Annotated in this window: 19 protein-coding genes; 4 read left to right on the top strand and 15 right to left on the bottom strand. The window is 69.9% G+C overall.

Annotation, left to right across the window (positions count from 1 at the left end; genetic code table 11):
• Positions 1-285: 285 nt before the first annotated feature.
• The gene (locus IE209_RS03730; RefSeq protein WP_189685684.1) at positions 286-1254 is read right to left on the bottom strand and encodes a cupin domain-containing protein; all 969 of its coding nucleotides are present in this window, start codon (positions 1252-1254) and stop codon (positions 286-288) included.
• 109 nt (positions 1255-1363) lie between these two features.
• Between IE209_RS03730 and IE209_RS03725 the strand changes: the two genes are divergently transcribed.
• Positions 1364-1900, top strand: a complete 537-nt coding sequence (locus IE209_RS03725; protein WP_189685683.1) for a carboxymuconolactone decarboxylase family protein — start codon at positions 1364-1366, stop codon at positions 1898-1900.
• A 91-nt stretch (positions 1901-1991) separates the two neighbouring features.
• On the opposite strand, the gene IE209_RS03720 is transcribed toward IE209_RS03725, so the two are convergent.
• The 6 genes from IE209_RS03720 to IE209_RS03695 all read right to left on the bottom strand — a co-directional run bounded on the left by IE209_RS03720 (position 1992) and on the right by IE209_RS03695 (position 6432).
• The gene (locus IE209_RS03720; protein ID WP_189685682.1) at positions 1992-3065 is read right to left on the bottom strand and encodes an alkene reductase; all 1074 of its coding nucleotides are present in this window, start codon (positions 3063-3065) and stop codon (positions 1992-1994) included.
• A complete protein-coding gene (locus tag IE209_RS03715; RefSeq protein WP_189685681.1) occupies positions 3062-3673 on the bottom strand; it encodes an NADPH-dependent F420 reductase in 612 nt (203 codons plus the stop codon). Before IE209_RS03715 ends, IE209_RS03720 begins: the two co-directional genes overlap by 4 nt.
• 26 nt (positions 3674-3699) lie before the next feature.
• Positions 3700-4302: a malonic semialdehyde reductase gene (locus IE209_RS03710; RefSeq protein WP_189685680.1), complete on the bottom strand. Its 603-nt coding sequence runs from the start codon at positions 4300-4302 to the stop codon at positions 3700-3702.
• A 13-nt stretch (positions 4303-4315) separates the two neighbouring features.
• Positions 4316-5179, bottom strand: a complete 864-nt coding sequence (locus IE209_RS03705; RefSeq protein WP_189685679.1) for a pirin family protein — start codon at positions 5177-5179, stop codon at positions 4316-4318.
• Between the two features lie 15 nt (positions 5180-5194).
• Entirely contained in the window at positions 5195-5782 is a 588-nt protein-coding gene (locus IE209_RS03700) for an NADPH-dependent FMN reductase (RefSeq protein ID WP_189685678.1), read from the bottom strand.
• A 218-nt stretch (positions 5783-6000) separates the two neighbouring features.
• Positions 6001-6432, bottom strand: coding sequence for a DoxX family protein (locus tag IE209_RS03695; protein ID WP_189685677.1), 432 nt, complete (start codon positions 6430-6432; stop codon positions 6001-6003).
• A gap of 146 nt (positions 6433-6578) precedes the next feature.
• Between IE209_RS03695 and IE209_RS03690 the strand changes: the two genes are divergently transcribed.
• On the top strand, positions 6579-7547 hold the full coding sequence (locus tag IE209_RS03690; protein ID WP_189685676.1) for a LysR family transcriptional regulator: 969 nt from the start codon (positions 6579-6581) through the stop codon (positions 7545-7547).
• A gap of 304 nt (positions 7548-7851) precedes the next feature.
• Here the strand turns inward: IE209_RS03690 and IE209_RS03685 are convergent, their stop codons facing one another.
• Positions 7852-9747, bottom strand: a complete 1896-nt coding sequence (locus tag IE209_RS03685; RefSeq protein WP_189685675.1) for a bifunctional metallophosphatase/5'-nucleotidase — start codon at positions 9745-9747, stop codon at positions 7852-7854.
• 91 nt (positions 9748-9838) lie between these two features.
• Between IE209_RS03685 and IE209_RS03680 the strand changes: the two genes are divergently transcribed.
• On the top strand, positions 9839-10690 hold the full coding sequence (locus IE209_RS03680; protein WP_189685674.1) for an alpha/beta fold hydrolase: 852 nt from the start codon (positions 9839-9841) through the stop codon (positions 10688-10690).
• A gap of 94 nt (positions 10691-10784) precedes the next feature.
• Here IE209_RS03680 and IE209_RS03675 read toward each other — a convergent pair whose 3' ends face one another.
• Entirely contained in the window at positions 10785-10991 is a 207-nt protein-coding gene (locus IE209_RS03675) for a type II toxin-antitoxin system RelE/ParE family toxin (protein WP_229882678.1), read from the bottom strand.
• The gene (locus IE209_RS03670; protein ID WP_189685673.1) at positions 10988-11212 is read right to left on the bottom strand and encodes an addiction module protein; all 225 of its coding nucleotides are present in this window, start codon (positions 11210-11212) and stop codon (positions 10988-10990) included. The genes IE209_RS03675 and IE209_RS03670 overlap by 4 nt, the downstream gene beginning before the upstream one ends.
• 122 nt (positions 11213-11334) lie before the next feature.
• Here IE209_RS03670 and IE209_RS03665 point away from each other — a divergent pair, with 122 nt between their 5' ends.
• Positions 11335-11655 carry a DUF2845 domain-containing protein gene (locus IE209_RS03665; protein WP_189685672.1) on the top strand — a complete coding sequence of 107 codons (321 nt, stop codon included), beginning with the start codon at positions 11335-11337 and terminating at the stop codon, positions 11653-11655.
• A 4-nt stretch (positions 11656-11659) separates the two neighbouring features.
• Here IE209_RS03665 and IE209_RS03660 read toward each other — a convergent pair whose 3' ends face one another.
• The 5 genes from IE209_RS03660 to IE209_RS03640 are packed head-to-tail and all read right to left on the bottom strand — an operon-like array spanning position 11660 to position 18177.
• Positions 11660-12190, bottom strand: coding sequence for a hypothetical protein (locus IE209_RS03660; RefSeq protein WP_189685671.1), 531 nt, complete (start codon positions 12188-12190; stop codon positions 11660-11662).
• A gap of 2 nt (positions 12191-12192) precedes the next feature.
• Positions 12193-12840, bottom strand: coding sequence for an isochorismatase family protein (locus tag IE209_RS03655; protein WP_189685670.1), 648 nt, complete (start codon positions 12838-12840; stop codon positions 12193-12195).
• On the bottom strand, positions 12837-14039 hold the full coding sequence (locus IE209_RS03650; RefSeq protein WP_189685669.1) for an isochorismate synthase: 1203 nt from the start codon (positions 14037-14039) through the stop codon (positions 12837-12839). Before IE209_RS03650 ends, IE209_RS03655 begins: the two co-directional genes overlap by 4 nt.
• Positions 14030-17944 carry a non-ribosomal peptide synthetase gene (locus tag IE209_RS03645; protein WP_189685668.1) on the bottom strand — a complete coding sequence of 1305 codons (3915 nt, stop codon included), beginning with the start codon at positions 17942-17944 and terminating at the stop codon, positions 14030-14032. Before IE209_RS03645 ends, IE209_RS03650 begins: the two co-directional genes overlap by 10 nt.
• Positions 17941-18177: a phosphopantetheine-binding protein gene (locus IE209_RS03640; RefSeq protein ID WP_145550290.1), complete on the bottom strand. Its 237-nt coding sequence runs from the start codon at positions 18175-18177 to the stop codon at positions 17941-17943. Before IE209_RS03640 ends, IE209_RS03645 begins: the two co-directional genes overlap by 4 nt.
• Between the last annotated feature and the right edge of the window lie 2 nt (positions 18178-18179).

Here is an 18179-nt window from a genome sequence, read left to right as displayed (position 1 = left end):
GTCTGAGTCAACGCATTGATGTCTGAGGCGAGGGGGGCAGCAAGCTGAGTTGCTGGCGCAAGCGGCGGTTGGGAAGCTGCTCACGGCCAGGAGCAGCCGCTCGGCGAGCCGCTCCGAGAGACTGCTTTTGATCGGCAGAGCTATGGGAGGTGGTGCAAGACTTGTGGCCGAGCCCACTGCAACTCACTACGGGTTGGACGCCGTACCTTCGAAGCCTGTTGTTCGCGAATGGCCGCGTCCGCTGGGCCGCATAGGTCCTGCGCCCATCCCGCCTACAGGTGCCGCTCAACGTGAAGCCGACCCCTCACGCGCCTGCACGCGCCACCGCGCAGGCGTTACCCCGCTGTGCTTCTTGAAAGCACGCTGGAACGCTGCATCCGACTGGTATCCAACGGCCTCGCCAATCTCGGCAACCGACAACCGTGTGGCTTCGAGCTTGCGGCCCGCAATGGTCATGCGGATCTCGGTCAGCAGATCGCTCGCCGAGCGGCCAAACGCCCCGTCGAAATGCCGGATGAACGTCGCGCGCGACATGCTGCAAAGCTCGGCGAGACGGGGCAGCGACCACGCGGCCTCCGGCTGCTCAAAAAGTGCTGTCAGCGCCGGCTGCAACTGGCGGTTGCACGCGAGGGCCAACAGGCCCTGTGGCGCCGTGTCAACCAGGCTGCCCAACCGCAGCGCCAAGCCGAATAGTGCGGCCGACAGGTGGTTCAGCATCGCCTCGCTGCCAGGCCCCTGTTCCAAGGCTTCCTCACGCATCAGCTCGATCAACCTGGCCAGCCGTGAACCGGCAACGGATGCCTGTGCGTCCTGATCAGGCGCTGCGAGCATGTCGGCCTGCACGCTGTGGACCACCAGGCGTTTTGGCAGATGACGCAGCAGCAGTTGCGTGGACGAGCCTGGGACATAGAACCGCCCGCACAGAACATCGGTGGAGGCGGCGTCGGCAGCAGTGCTCATGACCACCAGGTGGTCGCGCTTGGTGATGGTCGATGCGGCAGGCGGTCGCCCACTGCCGTCATGCAAGCGATGGGCCTCGCCCCCGGGGAACATCACGATGTCGCCGGGCCTCAACGTCAGCGGCTCGCCCGCCGGATCGTCCAGCCAAGCCGTCCCGCGCAGCAGCACGTGGTACTGGATTTCGCGCGCATCAGCGGCCCCCTGCTCGATGCGCCATGGCCCGCCGAAGTGGCATCGAACGTCCACGCGCCCCGTGACGGGCACCAAGGCAAGTACGCGGCTCAAGGCATCCATTTGATACGACTGAGCATGAATGTGGCACTAGATGGCATTCATGATATCAAGCAACAGGTTCAAACTTGCTTCCAGACCAACACCGGTCTGAACAACCAAGGAAATGACCATGTCTCGTCTCTCTGCCATCCATCCCGCCCAGGCCGAAGGTCTCGCCGCCACGCTGTTCGCCGGCATCACCAAGGCTGTCGGCAAGGTGCCGAACGCCTACGCCACCGTTGGCACCCACAGCCCGGAAAGCCTTGCAGCGATCCTCGCGCTGGACCAGGCACTGGGCAAGACCTCGCTGTCGCGCAGCGAAGTCGAGACCATCAAGCTGGCCGTGAGCGCCCACGCAGGGTGCGACTACTGCGTCGCGGCTCACTCTCTCATGGGCAAGATGGCCGGTCTCGCGCCCGATGCGCTGCGCCAGATCCGCACCGGCGGCGACACCGGCCAGGACAAGCTGGATGCGCTGCTGCACTACGTGCGGACGCTGGTGTCCACGCAGGGCACGGTCCCCGCTGCCGATGTGCAGGCTGTGCAGGCCGCCGGCTATTCGGAACGCCAGTTGATCGAAATCGCATTGGCCATCGCTGCCATCACCTTCACCAACCTGGTGAACCGGGTCAATGACACGGTGATCGATTTCCCGGCCGTGCAATGACGCAGTGCAGGCCCAGCCCCCACTGGCCAGCAGATGGCCAGTGGGGGCAGGGCCAGGGCCTACAGCGGCTGCCATGGCCGCCAAGGCGCTCTCAGGAACGGTGCAGTGCCGGATAGTCCGTGTACCCCACGGCGTAGCCCTCGGGGCTGCTGCCGAAGTAGGTGGCTCGGTCTGCGGTGTTCAGCGGTGCGCCTGCCTTCAAGCGTGCGATGAAGTCGGGGTTGGCCAAGGTCATCTGACCATAGGACTCCAGATCAGCCAGGCCCGAGGCCACGTCCTTGCCGAAGTCTTCGCGTGCTCGCTCTGGCCGGTTCAGGATCAGTGCCTGGTGCCAGAGCTTGCGCAAATCCGACAGCAGCGCTTCGTCGCCGTAGTGCACGATGTGCAGGTAGGCCAGGCCGAGCTTGTCGAGTTCGCCCACGAAATACCTGTAGAGGTCCGGGCCTTCGTCGCCATGGTGCAGGCCCATGCCGGTGAAGCCAGGGGAAAGCCGGATGCCCGTGCGGTCGGCGCCGATCTCGGCGACGATAGCTTGCGCGACCTCGATGGCGAAGCGCGCACGGTGCTGCAGTGCGCCGCCGTACCGGTCGGTCCGCCTGTTCGCGCTCAAAGCCAGAAACTGGTGGATCAGGTAGGCCACGCCATGGATTTCCACACCGTCACCGCCGGCATCGACGGCCCGCCGAGCCGCGTGGCGGTACTCGTTGATGGTCGCGGGAATCTCCTCGGTCAGAAGAGCGCGCGGCATCGGAATGTCCTGCATGCCTGCCAGCGTGAAGATCTGCTCGCCGGGCGCGACCGCTGACGGCGCTACGCCCTGGCGGTGGTGGGGCGTGTTGTCCGGGTGGGACATCCGGCCCGCATGCATGAGCTGGAAGAACACGCGGGCGCCCCCGGCATGGATGGCCGCAGTGACCTCCTGCCAGCCGGCGACATGCGCATCGATGTAGATGCCGGGCGTGGCCGGATAGCCCTGCCCATCATCCGATGGCTGCGTGCCTTCGGTGATGACCAGGCCGACGCTTGCGCGCTGTCCGTAGTATTCGGCCGCCAGCTTGCCCGGCGTGCCGTCTGTGTTGGCACGTGCACGGGTCATCGGTGCCATCACGATCCGGTTTTGAAGCTGAACCCGGCCCAGCGTCAAAGGGGTGAGCAGCGCCTTCATGCGCGCAGTTCCATCTTCACGAGGTTCGGCCCGGCGAGCGGGCCACCCGGTGGCTGGAACAGGCGACTGCCCTTCTCGATGTCGCCCATGTCCACGCCGAAGAATCCCAGGCGTTCGATCAACGCCGCGATCTCGGCCTTGGCCCACGCATCGTCGCCCGCGTAGAACAGGATGCGCTGGCCGCCTTCCTTCGTCGGGTCTGCTGCCAGGTTCCAGAACGCGTGATGGTTGAACGCCTTCACCACGCGCGCACCCGGCACCATCTCGGCCACCAGCGCCGTCGAGGCGCTGTCGCAGATGTCGATGGGCGGCAGCGGCTGCTTCTGCAGAGGGTTGTTCGTGTCCACCACGATGCGGCCACCGAAGTCCGGCAGGCCGGCCAGCGCCTGGGGCAGCTTGAGCCAGGGCACCGCCACGAACACGATGTCTTTGGCGGCCGCCTCTTCGCGCGTGCCCGCCGTGATCGATGGGCCGAGCTGCGCCACAAGCTCACGCAGGCTGTGCGGCCCCTGGCTGTTGGAAATGGTCGCCTCGATGTTCAGGCGTGCGAGTTGCTGGGCGATGGCGCCGCCGATCTGCCCTGCGCCGATGATGCCGATGCTGGTCATGGTCCTGTTCTTTCCGATGGGGTCGATCACGTAAGCCGGCAGGCTTCGTCGAAGCTCAGCCGCGGGTCGCGCGGATAGAGCCTTGCGTCGTCGCCGTAGCCGATGGTGCAAATGAAGTTCGCTTTCCACGACGTGCCTTTGAAGAAGGCCGCGTCCAGGATCGCGTTGTGGAAGCCCGACATGGGGCAGACATCCAGGCCCAGGCCCCGCGCTGCCAGCACGAGGTAGGCCCCGGTGAGCGAGCTGCTGCGAAAGGCGATGGACTCGGCGAACGAAGGGTCGGCCTCGAACACCGGTTTGAAGTTCGTGCGTGGAAACAGCCGGGGCGCTTCGTCGTAGAACTTGGCATTCTGGGCAACGATGGCGGTCACTGGCGCCGCCCTGACCTGCTCGGGGTTGCTGCCCATCCCCTCCAACGCGGGAAAGAGCTTGCGCCGGCCTTCTTCCGACCGCACGAACACGATGCGCGCCGGCTGCAGGTTGCCGCTGGTAGGCCCCCACTTGACCAGCTCGTAGAGGGCGCGCAGGTCGTCATCCGATACCGGCTTGTCGCTCCAATGGTGGTGCGACCGCGCATCGGTGAACAGTTGGGCCAGGGCGGCTTGGGGGAGAGGTTGACGAATGGCCATGTTGCTGTCGCGCTCAGAGATAGCGGGGGTTGAGCCGCCCCTCGACGACCAGGCGCTTGCCGATCGTCTGGATGTGGGCCTCGCCCACTTCCAGCGCCGCCGGCGACGTGTGGACGGAGTAGTAGCCCAGTGCCAGGTCGTGCGGGTGCGGGACGCCCGAGCCCAGGATGAATTGCGTGTCCGTCAGCGCCTCGAATTCGACGGGCGCGTTCGACTGCTCGAAGGCAACCAGTTCCTCCGGCTGCAGGCGGTGGCCATCGGCCAGCAAGCCGCCCTCCACCGGGGACGCCCATAGCACCGTGTGCGTGCGCGGTGGCGTGTACGTCCAGCGCTCACCGGCCTGGAGCTTGACCGCGAGGAAGTTCATCGGCGAGGGGGCCTGGATGGCGCTCGTGACGCCCTCGTAGCTGCCCAGCAGAACGCGCGCCGGACCCGTGCTGACGATGTCCTCGGTCGACTGGAAGGCCGAGGCGGTCGGGCCAAGTTCCAGCTCGGGCGGCAGGGCGACCCAGAGCTGAAAGCCGCGCACGCGCCCTTGCTTCTCGTCGCCGACGCTGCCGCCGTGCCACATGCCGCGCCCGGCCTGCATCCACTCCACGCCACCGCCAGGCATGACCACCGTGTTGCCCTCCGGGTCGATCAGGTCCATGCGGCCGTCGATCAGGTAGGACAGCGTGGCGATGCCCGAATGGGGGTGCAGCGCGCCCACGAAGGGCGGCCCCTGCATGTCAAAGAAGTCCAGGAACACGAACGGCTTGAGGAGCTGCCCCAGGTCGGACGGGCTCATCAGGCGGACCGCCGGACCATTGCGGCGACCATGGGTGCGGCGGGCGATCTGGCGCTGTTGGACAGCGACGTTTTCAGCAACAACAGACATGTCGGTCTCCTTGGGTCAAGCGGCGGTGCGTGCGGTCTTGAGGGCGTTGGACCACCAAAGGAGGTCATCGACCATGCGGCCGGCCTGGTCGTCCTGCGCTTTCAGCGCGGCCTCGATATCGTCGGTCTTGCCTTGGAAGTGGGCGTAGATCGCGCCGACCGGGATGTGCACGGCGTTGCGGATCGGGGCCATCTGCAGCTCGATGGAAATCTCGCGGAGCTGCTGCACAGCACGTGCGCCGCCGACGCTGCCCCAGCTCACGAAGCTGATGGGCTTGCGGTGCCACTCGGGGTAGACCCAATCCAGGGCGTTCTTGAGGACCGCAGGGGGGCCGTAGTTGTATTCGGCCGTCGCTACCACGAAGGCATCGGACGTGGCGATCTGCTCGGTCCAGCGGCGCACGGCTTCGTTCTCGTAGGCAGGCCGGCCAGGGATGCCGGGCAGCACGGCGCTGTCGAAGAACGGAAGCTCGTAGTCGCGCAGGTCCAGGACGCGTGCGGTCAGGCCAGGGCGCTGGTCCAGGTGGTTCTTGATCCAGCGTGCGGGTGCGTCGGAAAAGCGGCCATCGCGGGTGCTGCCGACGATGATGGAAACGGTGGTCATGGTGGCTCCTTGGGGGTGGATGACGGTGCGGATGTGCACCGTTGGAATCAACTTTAGAAATCCAAAGAGAATTGATAAAGATGGCAGGGTGGGATGCACTCGTGCATCTGTGTGTGTAATGAACGGGTGTTGTTGAAGCCTTCCCCAGCTCCAGCAAGCGCAAAAGCGAAAAGGGCCGGCGCTCACGCGCCGGCCCTTGTGCGGGGGATGGAGGGTGTTCAGGCGATCCGATGCGCCGGCGCACTGGCCGTCTCGCGCCGGCTGTCGAAGCTCAGCGAGCCGGCGCCCAAGGCCGCCATCAACAGCAAGCCGCCGGACATCGAGACGTTCTTGAGGAAGTGGGCGAACTGGTTCTGGTCGCCGAGCTGGTTGTGAAAGAGGGCTGCGGCCACCACGCTGAACACCGCCAACGCCACGGCTGCGGGACGCACCCGGTAGCCCAGGAACAGGAAGAGGCCGCCCACGACTTCGAGCAGCACGGTGAGCCCATACGCCAGGACCGGCATCGGCATGCCCACGGCCTGCAGGTAGTTGATGGTCGCAGCAGGATCGGCGATCTTGCTCAGGCCACTGATGAAAAAGATGGCAGCAAGAAGGACGCGGCCGGCGAGCGCCACGGCGCCCTGAAAGTCGGTGGAAGACATGTTCATGGTTCAGCTCCTGAGAAGAAAGTTAAGGGGTGGATCGCCTTCGATCCGATGGCGGTTCGCACCGTCGAAGGGCAATGTACGAACCGCCCTATTTGCTGTAAAGATGACAGAATGAGATGCACTCGTGCATCCTTGGTGGTAATGACATGGATTTGAACGACATCGCACTTTTCGTCAATGTGGTTCGCGCGGGAAGCTTCGCCGAGGCTGGCCGGCGCCTCGGGATGCCGCCGAGCACGGCCAGCCGGCACGTGCTGGCACTGGAAGAGGCATTGGGCACACGGCTCATGCAGCGCACGACCCGGCGCCTGGTGCTGACGGATGCCGGCCGCAACTTCTTCGCCGAGTCCTCCGACCAGATCGACGCGCTGTTGCGCGTCGCCGGCCAGGTGACGGACGATGCGGGCGAAATCGCTGGCCGTGTCCGCGTGGCGGTACCCGTGGACTTCTTCAACTGGTTCCCGGCTGATGCGGTGGCCCGGTTCACGCAAGCACATCCACGGGTACGGCTGGAGTTCGAGCTGAACGATGCGCGCGTAGATCTGCTGGGCGAGGGGATCGACATCGCCATGCGTAGCGGCGACCGTGATCCTTCCCTCATCGCCCGCAAGCTCGGCACAAGCCACGCAACGCTGGTGGCCAGCCCCAAGTACCTGGCCGCGCGCGGGGTGCCCGCACACCCCCGCGACCTCGAAGCGCACGACTGCATCACGTCCCCGCAGCGTGGCGGCCCACGCGCCATCTGGCGACTGGGGGGCGCGAAGCGGGCTTCGGCCCCAGTGGAAGTGGATGGGCCGTTTCAAGTCAACACCGCGTCGGCACAGCTCGCAGGGGCGCTTGCCGGTCTGGGCATTGCCTTGCTTCCGTCCGCGTTCACGGCTCCGCATGTGGCTGCTGGGCAGCTTCAAGAGGTGCTACCCGAGTACGCATCGGGGGCGACCGGTGTGCACTTCGTGTACCACAGCCGCCGGCAGCTACCCCGTGCGGTGGCGGCCTTCATTGACTTCGCGGCCACGACGATCAAGGACTTGGGCTTGATGCAGTCCGAGGCACCGAAGCGCGTGGGCACAAAGCCAGGGTTGACCGGATCGGGGCGCCGAAGTAGCAGCGCGTGAGCACGGGAGGCCTGCGAATGCAAAGCCGGCAAAAGGCAGGACCAACCCGCGTTGTTGCGGAGCTGTCGTTGGCCGCGAGCCAAGCGGCCGACTGCAATGGGCGCAAAGCCAACTGGCATGCATCGCAACTGCCAGAGCGGCCGACACAGGAAGTCCCCGCGGCTTGTCCCGGACCTCGATGGCGGACGCTGCCAGCGGGGGGCGCATCTGCAGATGCTCTGTCTCAACCTTCGCCCCATTGAACGCCGCCTCGGGGACATGCATGGCCTGAGCAACTGCCTCAGACCTCCATGGCAAAGAACAGTCAGTTCAGGCCGACGAAGCTCTTGGTGCTGTACAGCGTGTGCGGCAGGCGGCCCAGCGTGGGCAGGCCGGTTGCGCCGTCCTTGGGCAGGCCCTCGATGTAGCTGAAGAACACGTCGGCGTCGAGCACGCCGATGTCCAGGCGGCGGGCGGCGGGCACGGCGGCCAAGGTCTTGTAGCCGTCGCCCCCGGTCGCGTTGAAGCTCAGCACGAACAGCTTGTAGGTCCGGGCCAGGTCCAGCGCCACCCAGTTGCCCGTGGCGTTGTCGCGCACCTCGATGCCGGACACGCGCGCGCCGAAGGCGGCGCGGGCATCCACGTCGAAGCGCATGCCGCCCGTGTAGGGGTAGGGGCCGGTCGAGCCGCCCGCGCCGTAGACCGCTTCGAGGCCGTCCTCCAGCATGCTCTTGACCTCCTGGCCCGTCACGTCCAGGCGGAACAGCATGTTGCCGAAGGGCAGCACGGCGATCGCCTGGGCTGCCGTGACCGTGCCCTGCAGCGGAACGCGCACGCCGCCGCCGCTTTGCAGCGTGATGTCGGCGCCGCCGTACCTGGCGTTGGCCACCTCGAGGTAGGCCTGGGCCACGAGCTGCTGGATGTCGCCGCCGCGCACGCTCACGCTGCCTTCGGCGGTACAGGCCGCACTGGAACGGCCGTAGTCGGCCGAGCCGGGACCACCGGGCACGCGGCGCGAGCACAGTTCCTGGGGCGCCACGGCCACCTGGGTCTGGTTGAACACGGCCACCTTGTCCTTGAAGGGCTGCAACACGGCCACGGCCGCGGCCTGCGGCGTGGTCACGCGCAGGAAGCCCGTGGCCGCCACGCTGGCCGCGATGGCGCTGCGCTGGGCATCGGTGGCGGCAGGAGCGGCAAGGCTGGTGCCGATGCGGTAGTCGTTGCCGATCAGCACATGCGGCGTGCCGTTGCACGCCGTGACCTCGCCCTTGGCGTCGAAGCGGACCTTGAGCTCACCGACGACCTGGGCGTACTCCCAGGCCTGGACCAGGCAGACGTTCTTGCCGTCCTTGTCGGCCAGGCGCGTGGGATAGGCACCGCCCGGTGTGCCGACGCCGGTCGTGCGCAGCGCATCCGGGCCCAGCAGCGTGTGCGAGTCGCCGCCCACGACCACGTCCACGCCCGACAGCCTGGCGATGACTTCCTGGTCGTACTGGTAGCCGATGTGGCTCATGACGATGATCTTGTTGATGCCCTGGGAGCGCAGCCTGTCGATCTCGCGCTGGGCGGCCACGGCCTCGTCCTCGAAGGTGGTGTCGGCATCGGGACTGGACGAGGCCTTGGTCTTGCCGGCGATCGTGAGGCCCACGATGCCGATCTTCTGGCCGCCGCGCTCGACCACGGTGGACGGGCGCACCAGGCCCGGGGCGCGGCTCGGGCTCAGCGCCGAGTTGGCGCCGAACTGCACGTTGGCGCTCAGCACCGGCGTCTGGCAACTGCCGGCGTGCAGGCGGTCGATGAAGGCCTTCAGGCCGCTGTCGCCCTTGTCGAACTCGTGGTTGCCCAGCGTGAACGCGTCGAAGCAGACGGTGTTCATCATGGCCGCATCGGCCTCGCCGTCGGCGCCGGCGCGGTTGAAGTACAGCGTGCCGGTCTGCGCATCGCCGGCGTGCAGCTTGAGCACGTTGGGCGAAACGGCGGCCAGTTCGGCGATGGCCGCGGCCACGCGCGCGAAGCCGCCGGCATCCACGGTCACGTCCTGTGCCGCAGCACCACCGGCCGAGAGCTTGAGCGTCTTGGCCTTGCTGTCCAGCGTGGAATGGTGGTCGTTGATGTGCAGGATGGTCAGGTCCAGCGGCTCGCCGTTGTCGTCGGAACCGCCACAGGCCACCACCAGCGTCGCCACTGCCACGGCCACCAGGCCCTTGCGCCACATCGTCATCGAAACTCCAAAGGGGTCAGTGAAAGGATGGACGCCATGCTCGTCAGCCTTGGTGACATGGACATGAAAGGTGCGGCGGTATAAACCGGCGATGTCCGTTCTTCCCGATCCGATCCCGCGGCTGGAGGCCGCGGCCCAGGCCTTGCAGACGCCCTGCGGCGACGGCCACATCCAGTGGCACCGCTGGGGCCCGACCGATGCCGGCCCGTCCGCCCCCGTGGTGCTGCTGCATGGCGGCAGCGGCAGCTGGACCCACTGGGTGCGCAACATCGATGCCCTGGTCGCGGCCGGCCGCCAGGTGCTGGTGCCCGACCTGCCGGGCTTCGGCGACTCGGCCCGCCCGCCGGGCGGCGGCGATGCCGACGACGTGGCGCCGGCGCTGGAGCAGGGCCTGGCCGAACTGCTGGGCGCCCGGCGCTGCGACCTCGTCGGCTTCTCGTTCGGCGGCCTCACGGCTGGCCTGCTGGCGGCTGCGCACCCGGAGCGCGCGGCGCGGCTGGTCGTGGTCGGTGCGCCGGCCATGGGCGTGTCCGACGCGGGCCGCATCGTGCTGCGCGGCTGGCGCCATCTGGAAGACGAAGCCGCCCGCACCGCCGTGCACCGCCACAACCTCGCGGTGCTGATGCTGCACCGTGCCGAGTCCATCGACGCGCTCGCGCTGGCCCTGCACAGCGCCAACGTGGTGCGCGACCGCATGCAGCGGCGCCGGCTGGCGCGCACCGAGGCGCTCAAGGACGCGCTGCAGCAGGTGCGCTGCCCGGTCTGGGCGATCTACGGGCGCGAGGACGTGCTGTACACGGGCCGCATGGACCTGCTGGCCGAGGCCTTCGCGCGCGGACCGCGCTTCCAGGGGCTGACGCTGATCGACGACGCAGGGCACTGGGTGCAGTACGAGCGGGCCGCGGCTTTCGATGCGGCCTTGGCGCAGGTGCTGCGGGCTTGAACCGGCGCTCAGCGGCGTGTGCCGCCGTAGGCTGGATCGCGATGCTGGTGCCTGACGACGAGAATCCGCACGCCGGCCCCGGTCGCGCGGTAGATCAGGGAATAAGGAAACCCTTGGAGGGGAACCAGCGTCGTTCTTCGCTGGTCGGCGTTCCCAGGCCCGGCTCACGAGCCAGGAGCATGGCCACCCTGTCGAATTCGGCCAGGAAGCGCAATGCAACGCCGCGTCCGGCCTCACGCCGGTAGAAGCGGGCGGCCTCGGCCAAGTCCTGCCCCGCTGCGGGATGCAGCGTGAAGCTCACTTCAATTCTTCGCGCAGCTGCGCTGTGAACGCACGTCCGTCGACTTCGGCGGCAGTGCTGTCGGAGATCTCGGCGTCACGGCTGGCGGCGATGGCATCCCAGGCGCGGTCGCGTTCGGCATCCGCGTCCAGGCTGGCCACCACCCGGTCCAGCAGGCGTGCGCGTTCGGCGGTCGGCAGACGCAGGAGTTCAGTCTCCAGTGCTTCGAGCGAAATGGACATGGCGTGGTGCGGCGCATTGGCGAATGGGCCAAGCTTGCCACAGATGGCATGTGCCCGGTCCAACGCAGGGCAAGCGGGAGGGCCGCTTACCATCGGCCGCGTGAGAAAGAAGGAGTGTTGTCATGCCGAAGCCATTGATCTTGGCCTGTGTGCTGCTGTGCTGGGGCATGCACGCCAGTGCCCAATCCCTGCGCTGTGGCCGCGACTTCGCGCAGATCGGCGAGACCAAGTTCGTGATCGAGTCCAAGTGCGGCGCGCCGGCCGCCAAGGACAGCTTCTGCAAGCCCATCGGGATCGCGCCCAGCACGGTGGGCCGGCCGCCGCACGTGGCCTGCGACATGGTCGAGGAATGGACCTACAAGCCCGGCATCGGGCAGTTCATCACCATCCTGCAGTTCCGCGAAGGGGAACTGCGCGAGATGAAGTACGGGCCCCGGCAGTAGCCGTTCAACCGGGCGCGGCGCTGCGGATGTACTCGATGTAGCCGGCGCGGTAGGGCGCGCAGGCCGCCTGCAGCTTGCCGTCCACCTCGGCGCCGACGCGCTCGCCGGTCCACAGGTGCGGCGCGACCGAGCCGTCGCTGGCAATCTGCAGCATGCCGAGGTTGGTGTGGGTCATCTGACCCTCGTCGCCCACCACGCCCTGCTGCAGGCACACGCCGATGGGCACGCCGGGCTTGCTGCTGGGCGGCAGGATGGCCACGGCCGACAACTGGCCGGCGATGGGTCGCTCGGGCACCACCAGGGTGCGGATGCCCTCGCGCTGCTGCGCCAGGTTCTTCGCCAGCGCGGCCACCAGTTGTTTGGCGCGTTCGGGCGTGGTGGTGCCCGCGGCGATGCGCTGCATCTCGCGGGCCAGTTCCTCGGGATAGCGCTGCGCCGCGGGCGGCGTCAGCAGCGGATGCGGGCTTTGGGCCTGGGCTTGCAGCGCGAAGGCCGCGGCGCAGGTCAGCAGGACGGTGCGGCAGAGCGGGGCCATGCTCAGGCCGCCGCCAGCAGTTGCGCGGTGGTCAGCACCTGGCCGCAGGTGGCCGCCACCCACTGCAAGGCCATGTCGTGCTTGTCGCGCGAGAAGTCGGCCAGCGCGTCGGCCACGAAGAAGGGCTCGATGTCGCGCTGGAAGGCTTCGGCCGCCGTGCAGAGGCAGCCGATGTGGGCATACACGCCTGTGATGACGAGCTGGTCGCGGTCGCGCACGCGCATCAGCGTCTCCAGGTTGCTGCGCTGGAAGGCGCTGTAGCGGTGCTTGGTCAGCACCTGGTCGCCGGGCTGCGGCGCCAGATCGGCCACGATGCGCTCGTGCTCGGGGATGGCGCGCATGCCCGGGCCCCAGAGCTCGGCCTGCAGGCCGCGGTCGCGCCGGTCCTGGTTGCCGTGCTGGGCCGTGTAGAACACCGGCACGTCGGCCGCGCGGGCCCAGGCGAGCAGCTGCGCGAGGTGGGCCGTTGCGCTGCGCAGCGGTTCGGCTGCGGGCGGGAAGGCTGCGAGGAAGTAGTCCTGCATGTCGTGCACGAGCAGCGCGGCGCGGGACGCGTCCAGGCGCCAGGGCGCGCGCGCGGGCGGCAGTTCGTCGGCGCGCGGCAGCGCGTAGGCGGGGATGCTGGGCAGGCGGCGTGGGGTGTCGGTCATCGGTCTGGCGGGAACAGCGCGGACGGGATGTCCAGCGCGTGGAGCATGGCGTTGAATTTTGCGCGCGTCTCGGCGGCCTCTGCCTGCGGCGTGGAATCGGCGACGATGCCGGCGCCGGCGAACAGCCGGGCTTCGTGGCCCTGCACGTGGGCGCAGCGCAGCGCCACGTGCCAGGCGCCGTCGCCGGCCGCATCGCACCAGCCCACCGCGCCGGCGTAGAAGCCGCGCGGCACGGATTCCAGCGCGGCGATGGCCTCGGCCGCCGCAGCGCGCGGCGTGCCGCACACGGCGGGCGTGGGATGCAGCAGCGCGGCCAGCGCGGCGCTGCTGGTCTGCGGCAGGTTGTCGGGCGAAGCGTCCTTGAGCTCGCCCTCGATGCGCGTGCCCAGGTGCCACATGCTGGCCGTGGCGTGCAGCGCCGGCGTGGCCGGCACGCGCAGCTGGCGGCACAGCGGCGCGAGCAGGTCGGCGATGGCCTGCACCACGTAGCGGTGCTCGCCCAGGTCCTTGGCCGAGTCGCGCAGGGCCGCGGCACGGGCTTCGCTGGCGGCGCGATCGGGTCCGCGCGCGGCGGAGCCGGCCAGCGGCTCGCTGACGACGCTGGCGCCGCGGCGCGAGAGCAGCAACTCGGGCGTGGCGCCGACCAGCCAGGCCGGCGCGGCGTCGGCCTGCACCGGCAGCGGCAGCACGTAACGCAGCACGCCGGGGTCGCCGGCCAGGCGCCGGGCCAGCCACCAGGGGCTGATGGGCGTGGCGCTGCGTGCATGCAGGGTGCGGGCCAGTACGAGCTTGTGCAGGCCGTGGCCTTGCTGCAGGCGCTGCACGGCCTGCGCCACGGCGGCTTCGTAGCCGGCGCGTGCGGGTTCGGCCTGCAGCGACCAGCCCCGCGTTGCCTCGGCCTGCCGGGCCATGCAGTGCAGCCAGGCATTCGCGGTGTCGGCATCGCGCACGCGGCGCGGCGCGAGCAGGTGGGCGGACGCGTGGCGGTCGAAGGGCAGGGCGCCGACCAGCTTGGCGTCCGATGCGGCGCCCGCGAAGTGCCGCGCGACCGCGGCGCCCAGCTGCGCGGCCGGCACGGCCAGCTGCGCCTGCACGCCTTCGCTGAGCAGGCCGCCCTGGTGCGAGAGCAGCAGCATGCGCGTGCCGGCGTCGCCGGGCTGCGCGGCCGGGCGCGACAGGTCTTCGCGCATCATGCCCATGGCGCCATCCTTGCCGCCAGCAGCGGCGCGATCAGCGCCGTGGCCTCGGCACCCGTCATCTGCGCATGCATGAAGGGCACCTCCAGGGTCTCGACGTGGTCGGCGTAGTCCCGCCAGCGCGCGGCTTGCAATTGCGGCTTGCCGGCATGGTCGCGCGCGGCGCGCACATGGGTCAGCGTGCCCGCCATGCGGGCGTGGCGGTGCTGGCGGATCAGCCGGTTGGTGTCGGTCACCACGCGCACCACGCCGTCCAGCGCGGCGGCGGGCAGCTTGCCGAGCGTGTTGTCGCCCGCGCGCAGGAAGTCCACGACCTTGTCGCGCGTGTCCAGTTCAGGGTGGCCCTCGGGGTCGTAGCCCGCGATGGCCAGCAGCGCGCGCAGCGCCTGCAGCGGCGTGGGCGCGGGCTCGTCGCGCCAGCAGTCCGCGGGGTAGGCGTCCAGCAGCGCGACCAGGCCGACGCTGCGGCCCAGCTGTTGCAGCGCCACCGCCATGGCCTGGGCGATGATGCCGCCGACCGACCAGCCGGCCAGGTGGATGGCGCCCGTGGGCTGCAGCGCGGCGACGCGCTGTGCGTAGTCCTGCGCCAGCGCGGCGATGCTCTCGGGCAGAGGATGCTCGGGCGCGAGCGCGGGCGACTGCAGGCCCCAGACGCTGCGCGTGGGCGCCAGGCTGCGCGCCAGCAGCCGGTAACCCCAGGCGATGCCGCCGGCCGGGTGGACGACGAACAGCGGGGCCTGCGCCGCATCGCCGGCGGCCAGCCGGATGACGGGCTTGAGGCCGCTGTCGAAACGCACGGCCTCGCCGTCGATGGCCGCGGCCAGCGCCGCCACCGTGGGTGCTTCGAACAGCGTGCCCAGGCCCGGGTTGCGGTGCCAGCGCTCCTCGATCCGCAGCAGCAGCTGCACGGCCGACAGCGAGTCGCCGCCGAGCGCGAAGAAGTCCGCCTCGGCACCCACCGGCGTGCCCGCGGACAGGCGCAGCAGTTCGGCGAACAGTGCGGCGATGGCCTCTTCGGTGGCGGTCTGCGGCGCACGGCCCGCGCCAGCGCCGTCGGCGAAGCGTGGCGCCGGCAGCGCATGCCGGTCGAGCTTGCCGTTGGCGGTGACGGGCCAGTCCGACAGCGCCACGGTGGCCGCGGGCAGCATGTAGTCGGGCAGGCGCGCGGCCAGGCGCCGGCGCAGCTCTTCGGCCGAGGCCGCGGCACCGTCGGCGTTGAGCTGCACATAGGCCACGAGGCGCTTGTCGCCCGCGTGGTCCTCGCGCAGCAGCACCTCGGCGCGCGCGACCAGGCCGGTGGCATGCAGCGCGGCCTCGATCTCGCCGAGCTCGATGCGCAGGCCGCGCAGCTTGACCTGGTGGTCGCTGCGGCCCAGGAAGACCACGGCGCCGTCCTCGGCGCGCCAGCGTGCGAGGTCGCCGGTCTTGTAGAGGCGTTCGCCCGGGCGGTGCGGGTCGGGCAGGAAGCGCTCTTGCGTGAGATCGTCCCGGCCCAGGTAGCCGCGCGCGAGCTGCACGCCGCCCAGGTAGAGGTCGCCGGCCACACCGGGCGGCTGCGGGCGCATGCGCGCGTCCAGCACGTACAGCCGCGTGTTCCACACCGGCCGGCCGATCGGCACGGGGCGGCTGTGGTCGTCCGCGCTGGCCGGCCAGTGGCTCACGTCCACCGCGGCCTCGGTCGGGCCGTAGAGGTTGTGCAGTTCGCTCGTGAGCGTGGCGTGCAGCCGGTCGCGCAGCGGCGCGGGCAGTTCCTCGCCGCTGCAGAAGATGCGCTGCATCACGAGGCCGCGCGCCGCTGGGTGCGCCAGGAAGGCGGCCAGCATGGAGGGCACGAAGTGGCAGGTGCCGATGCGTTCGTCGCGGATGATCCGCGCGAGCGCGGCCGGGTCGCGGTGCGCCTCGGGCGGCGCGATGACGAGGGTGCAGCCTGTGGTGAGCGGCAGGAAGAACTCCCAGACCGAGACGTCGAAGGTGGCCGGCGTCTTCTGCAGGATGCGCTCGTCGGGCGTGAAGCCGTAGTGCTGGCGCATCCATTCGAGCCGGTTGACGATGGCCCGGTGCTCGACGAGCACGCCCTTGGGTTCGCCCGTGGAACCGGAGGTGTAGATCACGTAGGCGGCGTCGCCGGGGGCGGGTGGGACGTCGATTGCAGCGTCGGCTTGCTGCGGCCAGTCGGCCGTGCGCAGGCGTGGCAACCCGGGCGGCAGGCGGGCCGCATCTTCGGCACGCACGAGCGCGCAGACCGGCTGCGACAGCGCGACCACGCGTGCCAGCCGCTCGGGCGGGTGCGCGAGGTCCAGCGGCAGGTAGGCGCCGCCCGCGCGCAGCACGGCCACGAGCGCGACCAGCAATTCCAGCGAGCGCGGCAGCGCCACGGCCACCAGGCTGTCGCGGCCCACCCCACGCGCGCGCAGCGTCAGCGCGAGGGCGCGCGAGCGCTGCTCCAGCTCGGCGTAGCTCAGGCTGGCGCCCTGGAATCCCAGCGCCACGGCCTGGGGCCGCGCCGCCATCTGCGCCTCGATCAGCGCGGCCAGCGTGGTGGCGGGCACGGCATGGTCGGTGGCGTTGAGCGCGAACAGGTGGCGCCGTGCCTCCTCGGGGCTGGCCAGCGGCATGTCGTCCACGCGCTCGGCGGCCAGGGCCGCGCGCAGGAAGGCGGGCAGCCGCGCCAGGTGCCCGGCCACGGCCTCGGCGCTGTACAGATGGGGGTTGGCCTCGATCTCCAGGTCGAGCTGTTGCACGCCGTCGCCACGGAAACCGATGGTCAGGTCGTCGATGGGGCCGGTGCCCAGGATCTCGAGCCGCGTGGCCAGGCCCGGCAGCACCAGCGGCCTGTAGAAGGGCTGCACGTTGATGAGTGCGGCATGCAGCCGGCGCTGGCCGCCCAACAGGTTCAGGTCGCGGCGCAGCTGCTCGCTGCGGTAGCGGCCGTGGCGGCGCGCACGCGTCTGCGCGCGCACCATCCGCTCCGTGAAGTCCGTGAGCGGCTGGCCCGGCGTGGCGCGCACCGCGAGCGGCAGCACGTTCATGGTGGTGGCGCTGGCGCGCGCGCCGGCGCTGCCGAGCCGGCCCATGAACGGGATGCCCAGCACCGTGGCCTCGGCCGTGGCCATGCGCAGGCAGTACAGCGCGGTCCATGCCGTCAGCAGGTCGGGCCAACTGGTGTCCAGGGCCTGGGCCTTGGCGAGCAGCGCGGCGCGCAGGTCGGCGTCCAGTGGCACGGCCTCGCGGTGGCAGTGGTGGGCCGCATGGGCGCGGCCGGTGGCGAGGCCGGCGACCTCGGGCATGGGCGTGAAGGCATCGCGCCAGTAGGCGGCATCCTGGTCGCGCTTCGCTGCTACGCGGTAGGCCGCGTCCTCGGCGATCAGCTGCGCGAATGGCGCCAGCGGCGTGCGGGCCGGGCTCTGCCCCAGCTGTTCGGTGTAGAGCTCGGCGAGGCGCTGGCTCCACAACGCCATGCCGTAGCCGTCGCTGGCCAGGTGGTGCGCGCGCTGGTACCAGCAGTGGCGGTCGGGCGCGAGGCGGTACAGGCGCTGCACGGCCAGCGCGTCGCGCGCGGTGTCCAGCGGCGTCTGCATGTCGGCGTCCATGGCGGCCCGCGCGCGCGCGGCGGCGTCGCCGTGGCCCGAGAGGTCGATGTGCTGCAGAGCCGGGCGGCGCGCGGGGTCGATCCACTGCCGCGGCCCGTCGGGCGTGTCGCGCAGCGCGAGCGCGAGCGACTCGCACTCGGCTGCGGCCTGCGCGGCGGCGGCGGCGAACGCTGCCGCATCGAGCGGGCCATCGATCCACAGCGCGTGGCCGCAGTTGAAGGCCGGGTTGGCGGGGGCGAGCTGCTGGGCGTACCACAGCCCGCTCTGGGCCTCGGTCAGCGGCCACGGCGCGGTGTCGCGCGCGTTGTCGGCACTCATGCCTGGCGTTGCCGGACCAGCTTCCACCAGCCGTTCAAGGTGGTTTCCGCGCCGATCTCCGAGAGGTCCAGCTGCAGGCCGGCCTCGTTCCAGGCCAGCACGAGGTTGAGCAGGCGCATGGAGTCCAGGCCCCAGTCCATGAGGTTGTCGTCCAGGCCGATGTCGGCGGGGTCTTCGCGCAGCATGCGGGCCACGTCGGCGCGCATGCGCTCCAGGGTCAAAGCTTCAGGCATGG

Source organism: Pseudorhodoferax aquiterrae (assembly GCF_014652235.1).
In the GTDB taxonomy this organism is placed as follows: domain Bacteria; phylum Pseudomonadota; class Gammaproteobacteria; order Burkholderiales; family Burkholderiaceae_C; genus Pseudorhodoferax; species Pseudorhodoferax aquiterrae.
Note: the sequence above shows the minus strand (reverse complement) of the source record. Positions and strands in the feature narration are given on the sequence as shown.

Excerpts from the sequence above, each read along its gene's own strand:
- IE209_RS03655 (WP_189685670.1), bottom strand. The coding sequence starts at position 12,840 with ATGACCGACACCCCACGCCGCCTGCCCAGCATCCCCGCCTACGCGCTG.
- IE209_RS03645 (WP_189685668.1), bottom strand. The coding sequence starts at position 17,944 with ATGAGTGCCGACAACGCGCGCGACACCGCGCCGTGGCCGCTGACCGAG.
- IE209_RS03665 (WP_189685672.1), top strand. The coding sequence starts at position 11,335 with ATGCCGAAGCCATTGATCTTGGCCTGTGTGCTGCTGTGCTGGGGCATG.
- IE209_RS03680 (WP_189685674.1), top strand. The coding sequence starts at position 9,839 with ATGTCCGTTCTTCCCGATCCGATCCCGCGGCTGGAGGCCGCGGCCCAG.
- IE209_RS03660 (WP_189685671.1), bottom strand. The coding sequence starts at position 12,190 with ATGGCCCCGCTCTGCCGCACCGTCCTGCTGACCTGCGCCGCGGCCTTC.
- IE209_RS03715 (WP_189685681.1), bottom strand. The coding sequence starts at position 3,673 with ATGACCAGCATCGGCATCATCGGCGCAGGGCAGATCGGCGGCGCCATC.
- IE209_RS03640 (WP_145550290.1), bottom strand. The coding sequence starts at position 18,177 with ATGCCTGAAGCTTTGACCCTGGAGCGCATGCGCGCCGACGTGGCCCGC.
- IE209_RS03700 (WP_189685678.1), bottom strand. The coding sequence starts at position 5,782 with ATGACCACCGTTTCCATCATCGTCGGCAGCACCCGCGATGGCCGCTTT.
- IE209_RS03710 (WP_189685680.1), bottom strand. The coding sequence starts at position 4,302 with ATGGCCATTCGTCAACCTCTCCCCCAAGCCGCCCTGGCCCAACTGTTC.
- IE209_RS03725 (WP_189685683.1), top strand. The coding sequence starts at position 1,364 with ATGTCTCGTCTCTCTGCCATCCATCCCGCCCAGGCCGAAGGTCTCGCC.
- IE209_RS03730 (WP_189685684.1), bottom strand. The coding sequence starts at position 1,254 with ATGGATGCCTTGAGCCGCGTACTTGCCTTGGTGCCCGTCACGGGGCGC.
- IE209_RS03690 (WP_189685676.1), top strand. The coding sequence starts at position 6,579 with ATGGATTTGAACGACATCGCACTTTTCGTCAATGTGGTTCGCGCGGGA.
- IE209_RS03705 (WP_189685679.1), bottom strand. The coding sequence starts at position 5,179 with ATGTCTGTTGTTGCTGAAAACGTCGCTGTCCAACAGCGCCAGATCGCC.
- IE209_RS03650 (WP_189685669.1), bottom strand. The coding sequence starts at position 14,039 with ATGGGCATGATGCGCGAAGACCTGTCGCGCCCGGCCGCGCAGCCCGGC.
- IE209_RS03670 (WP_189685673.1), bottom strand. The coding sequence starts at position 11,212 with ATGTCCATTTCGCTCGAAGCACTGGAGACTGAACTCCTGCGTCTGCCG.
- IE209_RS03685 (WP_189685675.1), bottom strand. The coding sequence starts at position 9,747 with ATGACGATGTGGCGCAAGGGCCTGGTGGCCGTGGCAGTGGCGACGCTG.
- IE209_RS03720 (WP_189685682.1), bottom strand. The coding sequence starts at position 3,065 with ATGAAGGCGCTGCTCACCCCTTTGACGCTGGGCCGGGTTCAGCTTCAA.
- IE209_RS03695 (WP_189685677.1), bottom strand. The coding sequence starts at position 6,432 with ATGAACATGTCTTCCACCGACTTTCAGGGCGCCGTGGCGCTCGCCGGC.